Source organism: Nostoc sp. UHCC 0252, assembly GCF_034931145.1.
Lineage (GTDB): Bacteria > Cyanobacteriota > Cyanobacteriia > Cyanobacteriales > Nostocaceae > Nostoc.
Window position 1 is genome coordinate 1 of the sequence record NZ_JAYGHE010000038.1, and the last position, 18238, is coordinate 18238.

Below are 18238 nucleotides of genomic sequence, written 5' to 3' on the forward strand. Positions count from 1 at the left end.
GCTTACCACTTACGGGACAATTCTCAAAATGACTTTGCCACCATCTACCCTGATACCTATGGGTATGAGCAAATAGCAGTAAGCGAGATACTGCCAGGATTGGACATTTCCCTGCTGGAGCAATGCATTTCAATTTCAGATTCAATTCAGGCTGTTGATGAATTTGAACAGGGGCTAAAAGCAAGCGGACAATGAGTGAAATAGATCGCACCGCGATCGCTCAACTTCACAGTGTAAAAAGCTAACGGTTTTTGCTGCAATGGCTTTAAAAAATTCCCGTGGAAAATACCCTACTGATTTGCTCCTCCTCCTTCAATTAAGTTTTTCGTAAGCAGCCAAAATAATTTTTTCGGTTTCTTCCCAACTAATACATTTATCAGTTACAGAAACACCATATTTTAATTCTTCTTTACCAGTAATTGGTTGACTACCTTCATACAAGTGCGATTCCAACATCATGCCAACTATTGATGTATTACCATCCACTATTTGCTGAATAATATTTTCTAAAACAGCACCTTGCAATCTGTAATCTTTATTGGTATTGCCGTGGCTACAGTCAATAACAATTCTCGGTGGTAAATTTGCCTGTTTTAATTTCTCTTCTACCAGTTTGACATTTGCTGCATCAAAGTTGGGTTGACTACCACCCCTTAAAATTACGTGCCCATAGCCATTACCTTTAGTTTGAAAGACGCTGACTTGTCCGTTTTGATTAATTCCCAAAAAATTATGCGGATTTCCAGCTGATTGCAAGGCATTCAAAGCTACTTGAATATTGCCATCAGTTCCATTTTTAAAACCTACAGGCATCGAAAGTCCACTTGCCATTTCGCGGTGAGTTTGTGATTCAGTTGTCCGTGCGCCAATGGCAGACCATGTAATTAGTTCACTAATGTATTGAGGTATGATTGGATCTAGTGCTTCTGTACCCGCAGGTAATCCCAATTCTGTAATTTTTAATAACAGATCGCGTGCAATTAATAAACCATTCTCTACATGGAAAGAATCATCCATATCTGGATCATTAATTAATCCTTTCCAACCAACGGTTGTTCTTGGCTTTTCAAAATACACTCGCATAATTAATAGCAGCTTATCCTTAACTCGCTCGGACAATGCTTTTAACTTTTCAGAATATTCGAGTGCTGCTTTTGTGTCATGGATTGAGCATGGGCCAACGACTATAAACTTTCTCCGATCCTGGAAATCCAAGATCGCTTCTATTTCTTGTCTGTATTCTAAAACTCTTTGTTCAGCTAATTGTGTTAAAGGTAATTTCGATTTAATTTCATTGGGAGTTAATAAAACCCGATCGGTCTCGATGTTAGCGTTGTCGATATTACTATTAAATAATTTGTTGTGCATGGGGATGCTTTGGCAATTTTCTATACGCACTTCAACTCAAAATTGTAACACAAACCCATGAAGTTTTAAAATAGCTTATTTTTTACTTGACAAATTTCTAATTAAACTGTATTTTTAGCAGATTGCAACTTAGTTAACTACAGATAATCGTAGGGGCAATTCATGAATTGCCCCTACCTTTGTACTTCATTTACCTGAAGTAATATCATGTTCGGCAAATCACTTATAATATGTCATTGCGAATGCAACGAAGTGGAATGTTCGCGTAGCGTCTCGTAGAGATAGCAATCGCAAAGGTTTGGGATTGCCGCGCAACGCTCGCAATGACATAAGTATTAAGTCGAACATGATATAAGCTGTAAATAGAACTTACGCTAAACTACATGATGATAAGGGTTTTGGCTATTATTTGGGTAAGTCCTAGTAATAACTGAAAAAGGGAGAATATGTCCCCCTTTTTTTTGCTATTGGATTACTGATTCAGTGTTTGTGTATATAATTACTGCCATACAAACACTTTGGCTTCGTATGGGCCTAAGTCAGTTCTGATACCATCATCACCAGCTTCGACATCATAATTACCTGTCCACTCGTGCCATGTACCAGCGCTAGGAATGTTAGGAACATGATAGTCAGCTAGGAAGTTTTCTGAGAAATTTGCGATTACAACTACACGAGAACCTTCATCGTTCCAACGAGTATAAGCTAATACTTTTGCTTCAGCATTTTCGTGGATAAAATCAATATTTTCTGTGTAGAGAGCGTGATTACTTTTACGCAGGTTAGTTAAGCCTTTGTATGATTCAAATAAACTACGATTGAGATCGTTACCTAACAATGTCCAATCGATTTTAGATGATTCAGGTTGTTTAGGTTTGTACTCGCCAAATTCCTCTCCCATCCAAATCAGAGGTACGCCGATAGCAGTCATTAAGATGGCGACTCCTAATTTAGCCCGTCTAAAGGCTTCTTCATTAAAAATTTCACGGTTCCCCAGTTCCACCATAACGTGGTTGTGGTCATGGTTGGTGAGATAATTGACTACATTTGTAGCACCCAAGAACCCTTGGCGTTTACAGTCAATAACATCTTTAAGGCGCTCTAAATCAAATGTATCACCGCAGATATGTTCTAGAATGCAGTGATAAAAACTGTCATGCCAGCAACCATCCATTGGCCCATCTACATTGGTAATGCTGGTAGTTTCAGGAATGTGTTCGGCAACGTTGTAAAAAGGCTTCATGCTAGCAGTTTTTTTGGCTTCCTGAACAATCCAGTGCATGAAGTCATAGTTAGCAATTTGCCGCGCGGCATCAAAGCGAATACCATCAAGATGATATTCTTGAATCCAGAAACGGATAGTCTCACCAATAAATTTCCACGCTGGCTTAATATCTAATTTTTCATCATAATGTTCGTAATTAAACTCAGGCCCCCAGTTATTATCAGGGTCACGAGGTTCATGATGATACCAATAATCGTGGTCAATTTGCGTTAAGGGAGCAGATGCTTCTGAGTGATTATAAATACCGTCAAGAATTACACGGATACCTTTGGCGTGACATTCATCAATCAATTTTTTCAACTCAGCAGTTGAACCATAACTAGATTCTGTTGCAAAGAAGTGACGCGGATTATAACCCCAACTATAATCACCAGGATATTCTTTAAGTGGCATCAACTCAATAGCATTTATTCCTAGTTCGCACAAATAATCTAACTTTTCAATGACGTGTTTGTACTTACCTCTTGCATAAGGATCATCCTCGCCACCAGAAAAGTCACCAACATGCAATTCATAAATTACTAATTCGTGGTCAGCAGGTAAAGGTTTATCATCATGTTTCCAGACATAAGTATCGGTAATTCTTTCGCCATCTTTTACACGGATGACACCATCATCTTTTCCACTTAGTTCATCTATATCAGTTGCTTGAGGATCTGTAACATCAACCCATTGTTCTGGCTCAAAAAACCATGAATTTGACTGGACACGAAATTTATATTTATAAACACCATCTTCTAGTTCAACACTTGTACGAAAATAACCATCATCACCTTTTTCCATTGGTATTTCTTGCCAATCGGAAAAAGAACCAATCAATGCGGCTCCTTTGTTATAAGGTGCAAATAAATTAAATTCAATTGGCTTTGCCATAGAAGTGTTTGTAATATCAAGGGTTGATAGAAGTATTCTCGGATAGTCAATTGAATTTGCAAATCGCTCTAGAGAAAGAATTATATAACCAGCGCTTCTATCTTCAGGATTAAATTATAAATGTTTTTGTAAATAATTAATATTTTCGGCGTTTTTTGGCTGTTTATCACGTTTATTTTTTTAACCAATATTTAGATTCGATATAAGACATTTTTTGCCGAAAATACTACTAACCTGAAAATGCTATTAAATCAAAGTGCAAAAACTCAATAGATAAGAGGTTATTTATAAAGTAAATATTAAGTAGGGTGTGTTGCGGCTGTTTAGGAATTTGAGGGTTTGAGAAAGTCTAATTTAGCGGTAGCACACCATATTTTTAGGTGCGTTACGCGCTGCTTTAACGCACCCTACAATTTTAGGTTTACTTTATAAATGGTCTCTAAATAATGTAATGGTTTTATTAAACAGTAGATATTCAGTAAAACAAATATTTTGCTTACTAAATATCTGTTATGTTTAGATTACTCAATTTTGCCGTTAGTTTGTTGCAGATAACTTAAAAACCAACTGGCGGCAGTTGCTCTGCGAGTTTGGCGAGGCCCAAATTCACCGATTTTATATCCTTTGAAACCAAGCTTTTCTTTTAACATTTGTTTGTTTTCAGCAGGGATAGAACGAGTTAATTTTACCGTTGCAGGGCGAGATTCGATGAAATTTGGTGGTTGTGGATAATCGTTTTGCCATTCTGGTGCAACTTTGCTAGTGTCCCATTGTGCAGTTGAGGAATCATAGCGATAGCCTAAATAATGCCATAGTAATTGGTTAACTGTGGCATCATCAATTTCATCATTAAGAATTGCCCAAATTGTTTCTGTATTTAGTGGTGGCAGGTTAGACATAAGCAATTAAAAATTACAAGTAAAAAAAATGATCTCTAGTGGAAGAAGAATACAAAATTTAGAACAATTAAGTGGGAGGTTCAGATCCGCCACTAAAGTGTACCGAGTTTTGTTGAAAAATCAAATAGGCGTTTTATATATGGTTTAGCGATCGCACTCACCCACATTCCCAGATGCAGGCTGGGCTATCAGATAAAAATCAAAGCAGACTGCTATACATAAACTAGGTAAACTGGAAATCGTAAAGATTAGACCAGTTTATGCAGAATTCTACAGCGCTACCAAAGATTATCCGTGCCCATGTATTCATTTCTGGCCGAGTTCAAGGAGTAGGATATCGCTATTCCACTGTGGATACAGCTAGACAGTTAGGATTGACCGGTTGGGTGCGGAATCTCCCCGATAGTCGAGTCGAAGCAGTCTTTGAAGGGGCGCAACAGGTTGTAGATGAGATGGTTCGCTGGTGTCACTCTGGGCCACCTGCTGCTGTGGTTAAAGATGTTGTGGTTGAGTATGAAGTACCTGAAGGATTACGGGGATTTGAAGTTAAGCGGATTGAGTAGTATATGGTAGTTCTCCACGCACTTTCAGATTTCATCGACTGCGATTTTGCCCTCAGCGATTTATCTCCAAGTTATTGGTACGAAGGGCGTTGTCTTCAAAGTGGCAATCGCTTAAAATTACCCCGCACCTCAATGTCTGAAGCGATCGCTCACAGACTAATGCAACAGCTTGCAAACAATGACTGTTATTCTCGTGAAGGTAAGATGTATGGAATACTCTTGGTTGAACTGCCTAATGGCGAACAACGAGTACTAAAAGCCTTTTCCGGTCTTTTGAATGGTTGCAGTTTGGTTGAAGGTTGGGTTCCACCAATTCCAGGACGGGACGAAGTTGCTTTAGAGGAAGCCCGCACTTTAGCTGAGTTGGACGCGATTAAACAGGAAATCCTTACCTTGAAGCAACTAACCGAACGCCAGCAATATGAAACCTTGTCTGATGAATTTGAGCAACAATTGCAAGCAATGAGCGATCGCCATCGTCATTGCAAACATCAACGACAGGAAAAACGTCAGCAAATCTGCGATACTCTTACTCTAGAAGCACTTGCGATCGCCCTTGAACAACTCGCCGAAGAAAGTCGTCAGCAAGGAATTGAGCGGCGACAACTTAAACGCCAGCAAAATGAAGTATTACAGCCCCTCCGACAGTTAATTGGAGCCACGGATGCGCGAATTAGCGAACTGAAACAACAGCGTAAAGCCTTATCCCGGCAATTACAAGCTCAGATGCACGCTACTTACAGCCTGACTAATTTTTTGGGGCGATCGCTATCATTGCAGCAATTGATGCCGGGAGGTTTGCCTACTGGTACAGGTGACTGTTGTGCCCCAAAGTTACTGCATTATGCAGCAACACACAATTTAAAACCATTGGCAATGGCTGAGTTTTGGTGGGGTGCATCTTCAGTAAATCAGGATAAAATTCAGGGAGAATTTTATGGCGCGTGTATTGAACGATGTCAGCCATTAATGGGGTTTTTACTCTCAGGGTTGAAACCTAACCCCCCGGCCCCCTTCCCTGCAAGGGAAGGGGGAGTAAGAAGCCCCTCCCCTGATAGGGGAGGGGTTTGGGGAGAGGTCACTTTACCGATTATTTATGAAGACGAATGGCTGATTGCTGTAGACAAACCTGCTGGACTACTTTCAGTACCTGGGCGTTATAGCGATCGCCAAGATAGTGTTTTGAGTCGCTTACGTCATCTATTACCCGATGGTATGGCGCTTGCATCTGTGCATCGCCTAGATCAAGAAACTTCTGGGATTTTGTTGGTAGCACGCGATCGCCAAACCCATAAGCAACTCAGCCAGCAGTTTCAGCAACGTCAGGTTCACAAGGTTTATGAAGCCATACTTTCCGGTATTGCGATCGCTGAACAAGGTGTAATTGACTTGCCATTGTGGGGAGATCCTGAAAATCGCCCCTATCAAAAAGTTGATTGGCAAAACGGTAAACCCAGCTTGACACAATTCCAAGTAATATCAAGAGAACAAGATTACACCCGCGTTGAATTTACGCCACTCACAGGACGCACCCATCAATTGAGAGTTCATGCGGCTGATGCGCGAGGACTTGGGATTGCTATTTTAGGCGATCGCCTTTATGGATGTGATGCAGTTACTACTCGCTTACATCTGCACGCTAGAGAACTTAATTTCGAGCATCCACAGTTAAAAAAAACCTTATATTTAAAAGCAATTACGCCCTTTTAACGGAACCCTCAAGAATCAAAGTATAGCTTTGTCTGCCCTAACGGTAGCCCTTTCAAGATGACTCGTAAAATCTCTTATCTTTTCTCAGCGCTCTCTGCGCCCCTAGCATTAAAATAATTCGTAATTCGTAATTGAATTCTTAATTACGAATTAGTTAATCTTATCCGCCTCCCAAACCGAGGAATATAGATGACGCAGACTATCTTAGAACCATTGCCAGAAGACCAATGGTTTATTGAGAGTCAGGAACTACGATCCTTTGTAGCAACAGTGCGAGAAATTAGCGCTATCACTGCTGACGATCGCATACAAACTCTCGCTAGATTAGAACCCTATTTTCAAGAACTACTTGCCCAACAGGAATGGCTAACTGAAAAATTTGCCCAAATTAATCCTGAAAGCAAGATGGGCGGCGGTATAGGTCAGTGGCTACTTTATCGCGCTAAAGACCGTTCTCTGTCAGTCTTTAGTTTGGTGATTCCCCCAGGTTCCACGACTCCCGTCCACGACCATTTAGCCTGGGGATTGATTGGTTTATACCAAGGCAATCAAGAAGAAACAGTCTACCGCCGTGTAGATAGCGGCAATGCCGAAGGACATGCACAATTACAAATAACTGAAGTGCGTAAACTTCAGCCAGGCGATATCTACCGCCTTTTACCCCCAGATGGTGATATCCACGCCGTCAAAACTACATCCCAGAGCGCATCTGTATCTATTCATATTTTGGGTAATGATACTGGTTGCATTTTGCGTCACCAGTTCATCCCAGAATCTCATAGCGTCAAATCTTTTCGCTCTGGATATTCCAACGCTCCCTGCAAAGAGGAAGAAGAAAAAGAACATGCCCAGATACGATAGACCAAAACCCCCTGTATTCGAGCGAGTTGAAGACGAACGTCTGCACCGCAAGCAACGTCTAGCTGCGGCTTTTCGCCTATTTGGTAAATTTGGTTTCAGCGAAGGAATCGCAGGCCATATTACGGCTCGCGATCCTGAATTTACAGACCATTTTTGGGTCAATCCATTAGGAATATATTTCGGTCATATCCGAGTTTCTGACCTGATCTTAGTTAACAAAGAAGGTGAGGTGGTTAAAGGCGATGCGGAAGTAAATCGAGCTGCTTTCACCATCCATTCTCAGATTCATGAAGCTCGACCTGATGTCATTGCGGCGGCTCATGCTCATTCAATTTATGGTAAAGCTTGGTCTAGTTTAGGCCGTCTCCTTGACCCCTTGACGCAAGATTCTTGTGCTTTTTACGAAGATCATGCCCTGTTTAACGATTTTACAGGTGTGGTTTTAGAAACTTCTGAAGGTCAACGACTGGCGGAAGCTTTGGGGGCCAAGAAAGCCATGATTCTCCGTAACCACAGCATTTTAACTGTGGGACAGACGGTAGATGAAGCTGCCTTCTGGTACATTAGTTTAGAGCGATCGTGCCAAGCCCAACTGCTGGCAGAAGCTGCGGGTAGACCCACTATTATCAAACATGAAACAGCCCGTTTAACACAAACTCAAGTGGGGTCGCGTACAAGTGGATGGTTTGGTTTCCAGCCCCTTTATGATCGTATTCTACGTGAAGATCCTGATTTTCTGAATTAATATTGTATTTTTTTAATACTAAATTAACGAGTAGGGGAAGTCTCAATTTCCCCACTTCCCATTATTTTTATGTCACATTTACTTGAATTTATTTATATACTCCGATAAACCTATAAGTCTACAGTATTAATCTAGTTTAGAGAAATCATTTTGATGATTAACCTAGTGTTTCGCCGTTTCATTGCCAAGTGGATATCGTTGACTAAGTACAGGAATATCCTATCTAACAACCAGCACAAATTATTCTCTTCTTCTGTTTTGCCAATTGTAGGGATTACAGGGCTGTGTCTGAGCTTGCTATTTGCTGCCTGCTCATCGCCATCAACTATTAATTCTTCTAATCCCAGTGCTAAACCTGTTAGTAATTCAGCTTCTAATAAAGCCATTCCTCAGAATTCCTCAATTCAAAAACTTACAATCATAAGTCGGCTGTAGGGGTGTAATGGATTTATGCCTCTACACAATAAAATATCTGAAAATTTAGGAGTTGATTATGACTAATCCTACAGAACTACTGCGATCGCGCTACGGTGAAATTCCCTTCAATCCCGAACAATGGAATGATTCTCTAACAGCACTATTATCTCACCGTTCCATCCGCTCTTATCTATCTGATCCTTTACCGCCGGGAACTCTGGAATTGTTAATTGCAGCCGCCCAATCTGCATCTACTTCCTCTAATTTGCAAACCTGGAGTGTGGTAGCAGTCGAAAATCAAGAACGCAAAGAAGAGTTATCTAAATTAGCGGGAAACCAAGCACATATTAAGCAGGTTCCTTTATTTTTGGTTTGGTTAGCAGACTTAGCGCGTCTAAGTTACGTTGCTGACAGTCGCGGCATATCTCACGATGCGCTGGAGTACTTGGAAATGTTTGTGACGGCAACAGTTGATGCAGCTTTGGCGGCACAAAACGCAACAGCCGCAGCCGAGTCACTCGGTTTAGGAACAGTATATATCGGCGGAATCCGCAACCACCCGCAAGAGGTAGCAGAGATATTAAATTTACCTTCCTCTGTGTATGCTGTATTTGGGCTGTGTGTAGGCTGTCCAAATCCAGAGGTAGAAGCAGCGATTAAGCCAAGATTGCCTCAGTCAGCCGTGTTGCACCGCGAAACTTATAAATTGGCAGATCAAGAAGAAGCGATCGCTCATTACAACGAGATCATCAAAGAATTCTATACTGAACAGAAGATGAATGTCCCTGGTGATTGGTCAGAACACTCATCCCAAAGGATCGCCACTGTTGAATCATTGAGAGGACGCGATCGCTTGCGGGAAGTTCTCAATCATCTTGGCTTCAAGTTACTTTAGAACAATACTTACACACAAAATAGCTCAAATCTTTATTTTGCACTTGGGGCAATTCGTGAATTGCCCCTACGGTGTGTAGTTTTGCCTAAGTCCTAATAATTTCTATTTTTGGCATTTTTCCTACCAATTCCATAATGAGGTTGGTATTAGTCGCAATTACAAGTGTGTATAATTGAGCAATTCATTCTTGGGTAGGGGTAATTCATGAATTACCTCTACCCAAAAAAATAAGTAAATTTACAGATGACTAATAAACGAGAGCTTTCAGAACAAGATATTTGTACACAGTATATTTTACCTGCCTTGCTTAAATCAGGGTGGGATGTCAGCAAGCAAGTCCGAGAACAGGTCTATTTCACTGATGGTCGGATTTATGTCAAAGGCAATCAAACACAACGCGGAAAGGGCAAAAAAGCCGATTATATTCTTTATTACCAGCCTAATATTCCTATTGCAGTAATTGAGGCTAAGAAAAATATTTATCCTGTTGGTCACGGGATGCAACAGGCTTTAAATTATGCAGATATTTTAGATTTACCTGTGGCTTTTAGTTCTAATGGTGATGGTTTTTTAGAACATGATAAATCTGGTTTTTCTAGTTTAATTGAACGAGAATTAAGTCTTGATAATTTCCCGACTCCCGATGAACTTTGGCAGAGATATAAGAAGTTTAAGCAGATTGAAACCCCAGAAGCGGAAGAAATAGCAACTTTTGATTACTTTTTTGATCCTAAAGGTCGCCAACCGCGATATTATCAACAAATTGCGATTAATCGGACAGTGGAAGCGATCGCTAAAGGTCAAGATCGTTTACTGCTAGTCATGGCAACAGGTTCAGGTAAGACTTACACCGCTTTTCAGATTATTTATCGGCTGTGGAAAAATGGCAGTAAAAAACGAGTTTTATTTTTAGCCGATCGCCAAGCCTTAATTAGTCAAACCAAACGCGGTGATTTTAAGCATTTTAAAAGCAAAATGACAGTGATTAAAAAGAAAGTCATTGATACTGCTTTTGAAATATATTTAGTATTATATCAGGGTTTGGTTAATTATGATGAAAGTGCTGATGCTTACCGAGAGTTTAGCCCAGAGTTTTTTGATTTAATTATAGTTGATGAATGTCATCGTGGTAGCGCGGCTGATGATAGTAAATGGCGAGAGATTTTAGAATATTTTAGTTCAGCAACCCAAATTGGCTTAACAGCGACTCCAAAGGAGACAAAGGAAGTTTCTAATGTTGAATATTTTGCAGAACCAATTTATACTTATTCCCTGAAGCAAGGGATTGATGACGGTTTTCTTGCTCCCTATAAGGTGATTCGAGTTGGGTTAAATGTTGACTTAGAAGGATATCAACCAGAAGCGGGTAAGCGAGATAAATCAGGGGATTTTGTCGAAGATCGGGTTTATAATCTCAAAGATTTCGACCGAAATTTAGTAATTGATGAACGGACAAAAGCTGTTGCAAAGCGAGTGATGGAATTTTTGCGGGAACCTGATGTTTACTCAAAAACAATTATTTTTTGTGTGGATACAGAACACGCCGAACGAATGCGACGGGCTATTACTAATGAAGCCGGAGATTTAGTCAGGGAAAATTATAAATATGTGATGCGAATTACAGGAGAAGATAAGGAAGGTAAGCTGGAATTGGATAATTTTATTAATCCAGAAGAACGTTATCCTGTAATTGCTACAACTTCTAAGTTAATGACGACGGGGGTTGATGCTCAAACCTGTAAATTAATTGTCCTAGATTCTAATATTCGTTCGATGACAGAGTTTAAACAAATTATCGGGCGAGGAACAAGGATTAATGAAGAATTTGGTAAGCAATTTTTCACAATTATGGATTTTAGGAATGTGACGGATCTGTTTTTAGATCGCGCTTTTGATGGTGATCCGGTGATGATTAAGGAAGTAGGGGAAAATGAGCGATTTACACCAGAAAATATTATCGGGGATATAACAGAAGAAATTATTGATCAAGAGACGGGAGAAAAAGTTGATTTTGAGCAAAATCACGAGATTCCAGAAAATACCAAACCGACAATTATAGATGGTGGCGAAATTACTACAGAAAAACAGGTTAAGGTTTATATTGCTGGCGTAAATGTGGCAATTTTAAATGAGCGAATTCAATATCTTAATGATGATGGGGAGTTGGTGACAACAAGTTTACGAGACTATACTAAACAAAACTTGCTACGAGAATTTAGCAGTTTAGATGAGTTTTTGACACGCTGGAATCAGGCGGATAAAAAAAGTGCTTTGATTGCAGAACTTCGTCAACAGGATATTATTCTTGAGAGTTTGCAGAAAGATGTTAAAAAAGATTTGGATTTATTTGATTTGATTTGTCATATTGCTTGGGATCGCCCTCCCTTAACTCGTAAGGAACGGGCAGAAAATGTCAGGAAACGAGATTATTTTACTAAGTATGGTTCACAAGTACGGGCAGTTTTAGATGCTCTTTTAGAAAAATATGCTAGCGATGGTATTGAGAATATTGAGGAACTTTCGGTGCTAAAATTAGAACCCTTGAAGCAACTTGGCTCTCCAGGTGAAATTGTACAATTATTTGGCGGAAAATCTCAATATGTTTCAGCTTTGCAGGAATTAAAATCCCAATTGTATCACTTAGCAGCGTAGGGGTAATTCATGAATTACCCCTACGATGAATTACGCCTTGACTTTTCACGTTATGTGGAAAAACCTAACCCCCTAACCCCCTTCCCTACGAGGGAAGGGGGAAAATTTAAAGTCTCTCTCCTTTTAGGAGAGAGATTTAGAGAGAGGTTTTTCAGATACCGTGAAAAGTCAGGAATTATCCCAACTACAAATTTTGGTCAACGTATAATTAAATTCGGTTAATGTCTCATGAAAAATCTGGGCGGTAATATTAAAAGTCTGCGTAATTTTATGCGGAAAGATCCGGGTGTGTCTGGTGATGGACAACGGATTGAACAGTTGGGCTGGTTGCTGTTTCTAAAAATTTTGGATGCAAGCGATCGCGAGTTAGAATTACTCAAGGATGATTTCGTTTCGGTGATTCCAGAAAGGTTGCGTTGGTGCAATTGGGCAATTTCAGAGAAGGGAATGACTAATGGTGAAAAGTCATTAACGGGGGATGAATTACGGATTTTTATCGATCAAGAATTGTTTCCGACACTGCGAAATTTAGACACTAGCACGGGTAATCAACGGGCGGTGATTGTGCGGGAGATTTTTGAGGGTACGAATAATTACATGAAGAATGGGACGATTATTCGCCAAGTTTTGGATAGTCTCAATGAAATTGATTTTGAAAGTTCCGAAGATCGTCATTTATTCGGGGATATTTACGAAACGATTTTGCGCGAACTCCAAACGGCGGGTGCTTATGGCGAGTTTTATACGCCCCGCGCTTTAACGGAGTTTATGACAGAGATGGTTAACCCGATGTTGGGGGAAACGGTACTCGATCCGGCTTGTGGAACAGGTGGTTTTTTAACCTGTGCGATTAATCATCTGCGTCAGCAAGGGATTGATGAGGTGCGCGATCTGGAGACGTTGGAAAAGACGATTAAGGGGATGGAGTTTAAGCCCTTACCGTTTATGTTGGCGGTGACGAATTTATTTCTCCATGATATCGAGGTTCCGAATATTGAATATATAGATAGTCTGAATCGAGAATATACTTCCATCGGTGCGGCGGATCGGGTAGATGTGATTTTGGCTAATCCACCTTTTGGGGCTTCGGTGACAGATGGGGTACAGGATAATTTTCCCATGAGTTATCGCACTACGGAAAGTGCAGATTTGTTTCTGTTGTTGATGGTGCGATATCTGCAAGATGGGGGACGGGCTGCGATCGTTTTACCCGATGGTTCGTTAACGGGGGATGGGGTAAAGGCGCGGATTCGTCAGCATTTATTAGAGTCTTGTAATCTGCATACGATTGTGCGTTTACCTAATTCGGTGTTTCAACCTTATGCGTCTGTGGCGACTAATCTTTTGTTTTTTACGAAGGTAGGGGCAATTCATGAATTGCCCCTACGTCATGAATTGTACCCTACCCGTGAAATCTGGTATTGGGAACATCAATTACCGGAAGGGGTAAAGGCTTATTCTAAGACGAAACCGATTAATAAAAGTGAGTTTAAGTCTCTGAAGGCATGGTGGCATCAGCGTGAAGAGAATGAGCAAGCATGGCGGGTGAGTTTTAAGGATTTGGAGAAAAACGGATTTAATTTAGATGTGAAAAATCCCCATATTTCAGAACAAGAAAGGGGTTATAGTTCGGTAGAGTTATTGGGGATGTTACATGATTCTTTTCGTAAGAGTGATGAACTTTTAGATTTATTAAAAAATCAATTGTCCCCGTAGGGGCAATTCACGAATTGCCCCACAGTCGGTTATGGTAGGGGTAATTCATGAATTACCCCTACCATAACAACGGACAGATAAAAATTATGTCAAAATTCATTAATCGTAATCGCCGATCTATTCGATTAAAAGGTTATGATTATTCTTCTAATGGAGCCTACTTTCTGACAATTTGCGTGCGTAATTTTGAATGCTTATTAGGAGAAATTCACGATGGACAGATGATTCTAAATCATTATGGTGAGCTTGTTAGAGCAGTTTGGGAGGATTTACCCAATCAAGTTTCAGATATTGATTTAGATGAATATGTAATTATGCCAAATCATTTTCATGCAATTCTAGTTATTGAAAAGTCTGGAAATTCAGCAGAGATTTATGAAACTTTGGATGTCAATGATGAAAAAGAGCGTAGAAAGATGATTTTACCTAAAGTGGTAGGGCGATTTAAAATGTTAGCTGCTAAGGCTATTAATCATAACCGTGAAGTTGAAGGATCATTTTGGCAACGTAATTATTATGAGCATATTATTCGTAGTGAGGAAGATTGTCAAAAAATCCGAGAGTATATTATCAATAATCCGATGCAATGGGAACTGGATGAAAATCACCCGTCTCTCGTTAAAATCAAGAAGAAGAATCGTAAATCACGCACACAACCATCGTAGGGGCAATTCATGAATTGCCCCTACGATCAGGACGAGAAAGGCAATTAATTAATGAAAAAACATCCTAAAAAAACAATTGGTGAACTCTGTGATATTCAAAAAGGTGAAACAGGAATTCTCAGTGCTATCCCTGGAGAATATCCTCTTGTGACAACGGGAAAAGAGCGAAAAACATCGGCAACTTATCAATTTGATACCAAAGCTGTCTGTATTCCTCTTGTCTCATCAAGCGGTCATGGGAAAAAAAGTCTTAATTATGTTCATTATCAGGAAGGTAAATTTGCTCTTGGGACAATTTTAGCTGCAATTGTTCCGAAGAATAATACAGATATTTCTGCTGCTTTTCTACATCAATATTTATTATTTTATAAAGATATCAAAATAGTTCCTTTAATGAGAGGTGCTGCTAATGTATCTCTTGCAGTAAAGGATATTGCAAAAATAGAAGTTCCACTTCCTCCCATTAATGAGCAAAAAGACTTTATTTTTTTGTTTAATAAACTCCATAAATTTAATGACCAACTAGTTCAAGAGTTTGATAGTCAAGAAAAATATATTTGTCAACTGAAACAGGCGATTTTACAAGAAGCGATCGCAGGGCAACTCACGGCAGAATGGCGCGATCGCAACCCAATGCAAAAAGGCAACCCAGATACCGACGCAGCCGCACTCCTAGCCAAAATCAAAGCCGAAAAACAACAATTAATTACTGACGGAAAGCTCAAAAAAGAAAAAACGCTCCCCGAAATATCACCCGATGAAATCCCATTTTCTTTACCTGATAGTTGGGTTTGGTGTCGGTTTGGTACATTCGCAACTTTTGAAAGAGGTCGCTTTTCAATCAGACCTAGAAATGATCAATCTTGTTATGGTGGACAATATCCATTTATTCAGATTAATTCTTTAAGTAGAAACGGAGATGTTATCACAGAATATAAGCAAACGTTAAATGAAAAAGGTCGTTCTGTATCTAAAGAATTTCCAAAAGGGACAATTATTATCGCAATTGTTGGTGGAACAATTGGTAATTTAGGTGTCTTGGGAATGAATATGTGTTTCCCTGATAGTATGGTTGGAATTAAGCCTTCAGGAATAAGAAACCAAAATTTCACACTTTTACTTTTAAGATACAAACAGCCTGAAATTAAAAAAGCTGCTTATCAAATGTCTGGCCAACCAAATATAAAAATTCCTACATTTACAGAGTTAATTATTCCCCTTCCTCCGCTTGCCGAACAAAAAGCGATCGTTGAAAAAGTCGATTATCTGATGAAAATAATTGACCAACTAGAAGAACAAATCAAACACCGGAAAAAACTTGCAGAAGACCTCATTCAAACCGTCCTCCGCGAAGCCTTTGAATAATCTTCCACCTCTATTAATGTAGGGGCAATTCATGAATTGCCCCTACCGCGTGTAATTTTGGGTAAGTCTTACTTTTGAGTCACCTTCAATCAAGAAAGAACAGTGATTAGTATCCAGCAAATACATATTTATGGTTGCAGAGGCAATTAAAATTCAAATTTTTTGTAAATACTCAGGTGGCACATTATCCACTAACCAAACACCATTAGCAGAACAATAAAAAATGTAACCTGCCTGATGCATTGCCGCAGTATTCACAGCAAAAACCACTGGTTTTCCATGTCTTGCACCAACCGTTTGCGCTGTTGCAATATCCTTCGATAAATGGACATGATGCCGTGACATTTTGCAAAGTCCCGTTTGCAGAATTGACTCTACAGATTTGAGTCCCGTGCCGTGATAAAGCTCATCTGGGGGAGTAACAGGTTCTAATTGTAAATCGACTTTTACACTATGTCCTTGGTTAGCCCGAATTAGAGTACCTGTAGAATCAAAAGAAAAGCGTTGTTTGTCGTTGAGTTCTACTACCACCTCTAATTCTTGACGGGTAATCGGAAACTTGTTTTTCGCACAAGCTGTAAGTAGTTCATCAACAGCAACCCAACCACTAGGAGCAAGTTTAATTCCAATTGCGTCAGGTGTGTGTCGCAGATATTTGCTGAGATATTTGCTGATTTTGACGAGGCGAGAATCACTCATAAGATTCTGGTTAGCATACAATATACTACAATTGTATACTTTTATGTTACACCAAGTTTTTAGTAAATTGACAAAATTTGTCTTCCTATCATGGCTAATGCCACCCCAATCATCAGAATCAGCGTCACCTTGCCACCAGGAGCGAGTGATTGGTTGATGCTATCTGAATTTTCTTGTTTTTGACGTTGCTTCCAACTCATTAACGCCGGAATAATTCCGCCTAAAACTGAGATACTGAACGTTCCAGTGTAATCTAGGGCAGTAAAAAAGATGCTGGGATTGAGTGTTCCAAGTGCCATTGGAGGGAAAAGAGCCAGGGAATATAAGGGGAGGCGACTAGAAAATTTGCCCTGTGTGAAGAAAATATCTTTGAACAAATCCAGCAAACCGTAGACAAATCCAATGAATGATGTAGCGATCGCAAACTCTGAAAAAATGGATACTAGCACTCCTAACCATTCTCCCCCTCCACCTGTTCGGAGAATTTGCAGTGGATTAAAAACAGTTTTATCGCCAGATGCACCATGTACCATATCGGAACTGACGCTTCCTAAAATTACGGCATTCCACGCCAAGAACATAATTAGAGGAATCACAGAACCAATAAAGATAGACTGACGAATTTTGCGGACATCCCCTTCGAGTTGCGTTACAACCAATGGCACAACATTTTGAAAAAATAGCGCCACAGACATGACTGAAATGGCACTACCAAGGGCACTCCAGTTTTGAAATAACAGTTGGGCACTCTGAATATGCCTTCCTCCTAAAAACAATAGTCCCAAGAAGGAAACGATGACAATTCCGACAAAGGCGCTGTTTAATTTTTCAATAAACTTTTCTCGCCCAAGATACATAATGCCACCAAGTAAAAGCGTGAAAGTCGTTGTGCCCACCCATGTAGGCAATATCTGTACACCCCCGATTTTTGCCGCCGCATCAGCTAAAATCTCTCCGCCTTGGGTGATGTATGCCACCAAGAGAGCATAGTGCATGAATAAATATGCACCGCCAGCCATTCGCGCTCCCAACTTACCGAGGATTTTTTCAACAACTCCCAAAAAACCGATACTTGCACGCCCTTCTGTTCGCATCGTGTTTAAGGTAACATCTGCAACCAATAACGCGGAAACTAAAGCGTAGAGCCAAACAGCAATCAATCCAGATGTAGATGGCACAATTCCAGATGGCATGGTAACGGCTGGTAAGGCGAGAATCCCTGCCCCAACTGTGGTTCCCGCAATCAATGCAGTACTTCCCAAAACGCTACCCGGTTGATGATTGAGCTTTTTTCCATCAAATTCGAGATGAGAAAACAACTGAGTGATTTGCTCTGAATCCTTAAGAACAGTCTTCATGGCAACCATACTGAATACCCGTACCTAAACCAAGCAATATTAACATACGTAAATATTATTGACAAAAAACCTAGTTTTATGTATTTATTGATTTCAAGCGATCGCTCGATATTGTTTGAGTTGGGCAAATAAATTCTCACTAGAGTGCCAGTCCAGATGGTTCGGCA

General features: G+C 40.0%; 15 protein-coding genes and 1 pseudogene. 10 read left to right on the forward strand and 6 right to left on the reverse strand.

Translation table 11 applies throughout. The features are described 5' to 3' along the window. Positions 1 to 195: pseudogene (locus VB732_RS20405) on the forward strand (Uma2 family endonuclease); the annotation flags it as partial. A 117-nt stretch (positions 196 to 312) separates the two neighbouring features. On the opposite strand, the gene VB732_RS20410 reads toward VB732_RS20405, so the two are convergent. The 3 genes from VB732_RS20410 to VB732_RS20420 all read right to left on the reverse strand — a co-directional run bounded on the left by VB732_RS20410 (position 313) and on the right by VB732_RS20420 (position 4425). Further along, entirely contained in the window at positions 313 to 1368 is a 1056-nt protein-coding gene (locus tag VB732_RS20410; RefSeq protein WP_323232728.1) for a 3-deoxy-7-phosphoheptulonate synthase, read from the reverse strand. A gap of 499 nt (positions 1369 to 1867) precedes the next feature. Further along, positions 1868 to 3526 (reverse strand): alpha-amylase family glycosyl hydrolase, encoded by a 1659-nt coding sequence (locus VB732_RS20415; protein WP_323232729.1) that lies wholly within the window; start codon positions 3524 to 3526, stop codon positions 1868 to 1870. A gap of 521 nt (positions 3527 to 4047) precedes the next feature. Then, a complete protein-coding gene (locus VB732_RS20420; RefSeq protein WP_323232730.1) occupies positions 4048 to 4425 on the reverse strand; it encodes a DUF1823 family protein in 378 nt (125 codons plus the stop codon). Between the two features lie 260 nt (positions 4426 to 4685). Here VB732_RS20420 and VB732_RS20425 point away from each other — a divergent pair, with 260 nt between their 5' ends. From VB732_RS20425 to VB732_RS20440, 4 genes are all read left to right on the forward strand, one after another. Beyond that, entirely contained in the window at positions 4686 to 4988 is a 303-nt protein-coding gene (locus VB732_RS20425; protein ID WP_323232731.1) for an acylphosphatase, read from the forward strand. Between the two features lie 3 nt (positions 4989 to 4991). Next, positions 4992 to 6698 carry an RluA family pseudouridine synthase gene (locus VB732_RS20430; protein ID WP_323232732.1) on the forward strand — a complete coding sequence of 569 codons (1707 nt, stop codon included), beginning with the start codon at positions 4992 to 4994 and terminating at the stop codon, positions 6696 to 6698. A gap of 189 nt (positions 6699 to 6887) precedes the next feature. Then, positions 6888 to 7559 carry a cysteine dioxygenase family protein gene (locus VB732_RS20435; RefSeq protein ID WP_323232733.1) on the forward strand — a complete coding sequence of 224 codons (672 nt, stop codon included), beginning with the start codon at positions 6888 to 6890 and terminating at the stop codon, positions 7557 to 7559. Beyond that, positions 7543 to 8304, forward strand: a complete 762-nt coding sequence (locus VB732_RS20440) for a class II aldolase/adducin family protein (RefSeq protein WP_323232734.1) — start codon at positions 7543 to 7545, stop codon at positions 8302 to 8304. Before VB732_RS20435 ends, VB732_RS20440 begins: the two co-directional genes overlap by 17 nt. A 131-nt stretch (positions 8305 to 8435) precedes the next feature. On the opposite strand, the gene VB732_RS20445 is transcribed toward VB732_RS20440, so the two are convergent. Beyond that, the gene (locus VB732_RS20445; RefSeq protein WP_323232735.1) at positions 8436 to 8690 is read right to left on the reverse strand and encodes a hypothetical protein; all 255 of its coding nucleotides are present in this window, start codon (positions 8688 to 8690) and stop codon (positions 8436 to 8438) included. 107 nt (positions 8691 to 8797) lie between these two features. Between VB732_RS20445 and VB732_RS20450 the strand changes: the two genes are divergently transcribed. The 5 genes from VB732_RS20450 to VB732_RS20470 all read left to right on the forward strand — a co-directional run bounded on the left by VB732_RS20450 (position 8798) and on the right by VB732_RS20470 (position 16014). Then, positions 8798 to 9616 carry an NADPH-dependent oxidoreductase gene (locus VB732_RS20450; RefSeq protein ID WP_323232736.1) on the forward strand — a complete coding sequence of 273 codons (819 nt, stop codon included), beginning with the start codon at positions 8798 to 8800 and terminating at the stop codon, positions 9614 to 9616. Between the two features lie 243 nt (positions 9617 to 9859). Next, on the forward strand, positions 9860 to 12268 hold the full coding sequence (gene hsdR, locus VB732_RS20455) for an EcoAI/FtnUII family type I restriction enzme subunit R (protein ID WP_323232737.1): 2409 nt from the start codon (positions 9860 to 9862) through the stop codon (positions 12266 to 12268). Positions 12269 to 12496: 228 nt separating this feature from the next. Further along, on the forward strand, positions 12497 to 13984 hold the full coding sequence (locus tag VB732_RS20460) for a class I SAM-dependent DNA methyltransferase (RefSeq protein WP_323232738.1): 1488 nt from the start codon (positions 12497 to 12499) through the stop codon (positions 13982 to 13984). An 86-nt stretch (positions 13985 to 14070) separates the two neighbouring features. Then, positions 14071 to 14649, forward strand: coding sequence for a transposase (locus VB732_RS20465; protein WP_323232739.1), 579 nt, complete (start codon positions 14071 to 14073; stop codon positions 14647 to 14649). A gap of 51 nt (positions 14650 to 14700) precedes the next feature. Then, positions 14701 to 16014: a restriction endonuclease subunit S gene (locus VB732_RS20470; protein ID WP_323232740.1), complete on the forward strand. Its 1314-nt coding sequence runs from the start codon at positions 14701 to 14703 to the stop codon at positions 16012 to 16014. A 153-nt stretch (positions 16015 to 16167) separates the two neighbouring features. Here the strand turns inward: VB732_RS20470 and VB732_RS20475 are convergent, their stop codons facing one another. Together VB732_RS20475 and VB732_RS20480 are read right to left on the reverse strand one after the other, a co-directional pair. Next, on the reverse strand, positions 16168 to 16713 hold the full coding sequence (locus VB732_RS20475) for an RNA 2'-phosphotransferase (protein WP_323232741.1): 546 nt from the start codon (positions 16711 to 16713) through the stop codon (positions 16168 to 16170). A gap of 59 nt (positions 16714 to 16772) precedes the next feature. Next, positions 16773 to 18071 (reverse strand): amino acid permease, encoded by a 1299-nt coding sequence (locus tag VB732_RS20480; RefSeq protein ID WP_323232742.1) that lies wholly within the window; start codon positions 18069 to 18071, stop codon positions 16773 to 16775. Positions 18072 to 18238 lie beyond the last annotated feature (167 nt).

What these genes read in the sequence shown, in the direction of transcription:
- VB732_RS20410 (WP_323232728.1), bottom strand. Translation starts at nt 1,368, where the DNA reads ATGCACAACAAATTATTTAATAGTAATATCGACAACGCTAACATCGAG.
- VB732_RS20415 (WP_323232729.1), bottom strand. Translation starts at nt 3,526, where the DNA reads ATGGCAAAGCCAATTGAATTTAATTTATTTGCACCTTATAACAAAGGA.
- VB732_RS20420 (WP_323232730.1), bottom strand. Translation starts at nt 4,425, where the DNA reads ATGTCTAACCTGCCACCACTAAATACAGAAACAATTTGGGCAATTCTT.
- VB732_RS20425 (WP_323232731.1), top strand. Translation starts at nt 4,686, where the DNA reads ATGCAGAATTCTACAGCGCTACCAAAGATTATCCGTGCCCATGTATTC.
- VB732_RS20430 (WP_323232732.1), top strand. Translation starts at nt 4,992, where the DNA reads ATGGTAGTTCTCCACGCACTTTCAGATTTCATCGACTGCGATTTTGCC.
- VB732_RS20435 (WP_323232733.1), top strand. Translation starts at nt 6,888, where the DNA reads ATGACGCAGACTATCTTAGAACCATTGCCAGAAGACCAATGGTTTATT.
- VB732_RS20440 (WP_323232734.1), top strand. Translation starts at nt 7,543, where the DNA reads ATGCCCAGATACGATAGACCAAAACCCCCTGTATTCGAGCGAGTTGAA.
- VB732_RS20445 (WP_323232735.1), bottom strand. Translation starts at nt 8,690, where the DNA reads ATGGCTTTATTAGAAGCTGAATTACTAACAGGTTTAGCACTGGGATTA.
- VB732_RS20450 (WP_323232736.1), top strand. Translation starts at nt 8,798, where the DNA reads ATGACTAATCCTACAGAACTACTGCGATCGCGCTACGGTGAAATTCCC.
- hsdR (WP_323232737.1), top strand. Translation starts at nt 9,860, where the DNA reads ATGACTAATAAACGAGAGCTTTCAGAACAAGATATTTGTACACAGTAT.
- VB732_RS20460 (WP_323232738.1), top strand. Translation starts at nt 12,497, where the DNA reads ATGAAAAATCTGGGCGGTAATATTAAAAGTCTGCGTAATTTTATGCGG.
- VB732_RS20465 (WP_323232739.1), top strand. Translation starts at nt 14,071, where the DNA reads ATGTCAAAATTCATTAATCGTAATCGCCGATCTATTCGATTAAAAGGT.
- VB732_RS20470 (WP_323232740.1), top strand. Translation starts at nt 14,701, where the DNA reads ATGAAAAAACATCCTAAAAAAACAATTGGTGAACTCTGTGATATTCAA.
- VB732_RS20475 (WP_323232741.1), bottom strand. Translation starts at nt 16,713, where the DNA reads ATGAGTGATTCTCGCCTCGTCAAAATCAGCAAATATCTCAGCAAATAT.
- VB732_RS20480 (WP_323232742.1), bottom strand. Translation starts at nt 18,071, where the DNA reads ATGAAGACTGTTCTTAAGGATTCAGAGCAAATCACTCAGTTGTTTTCT.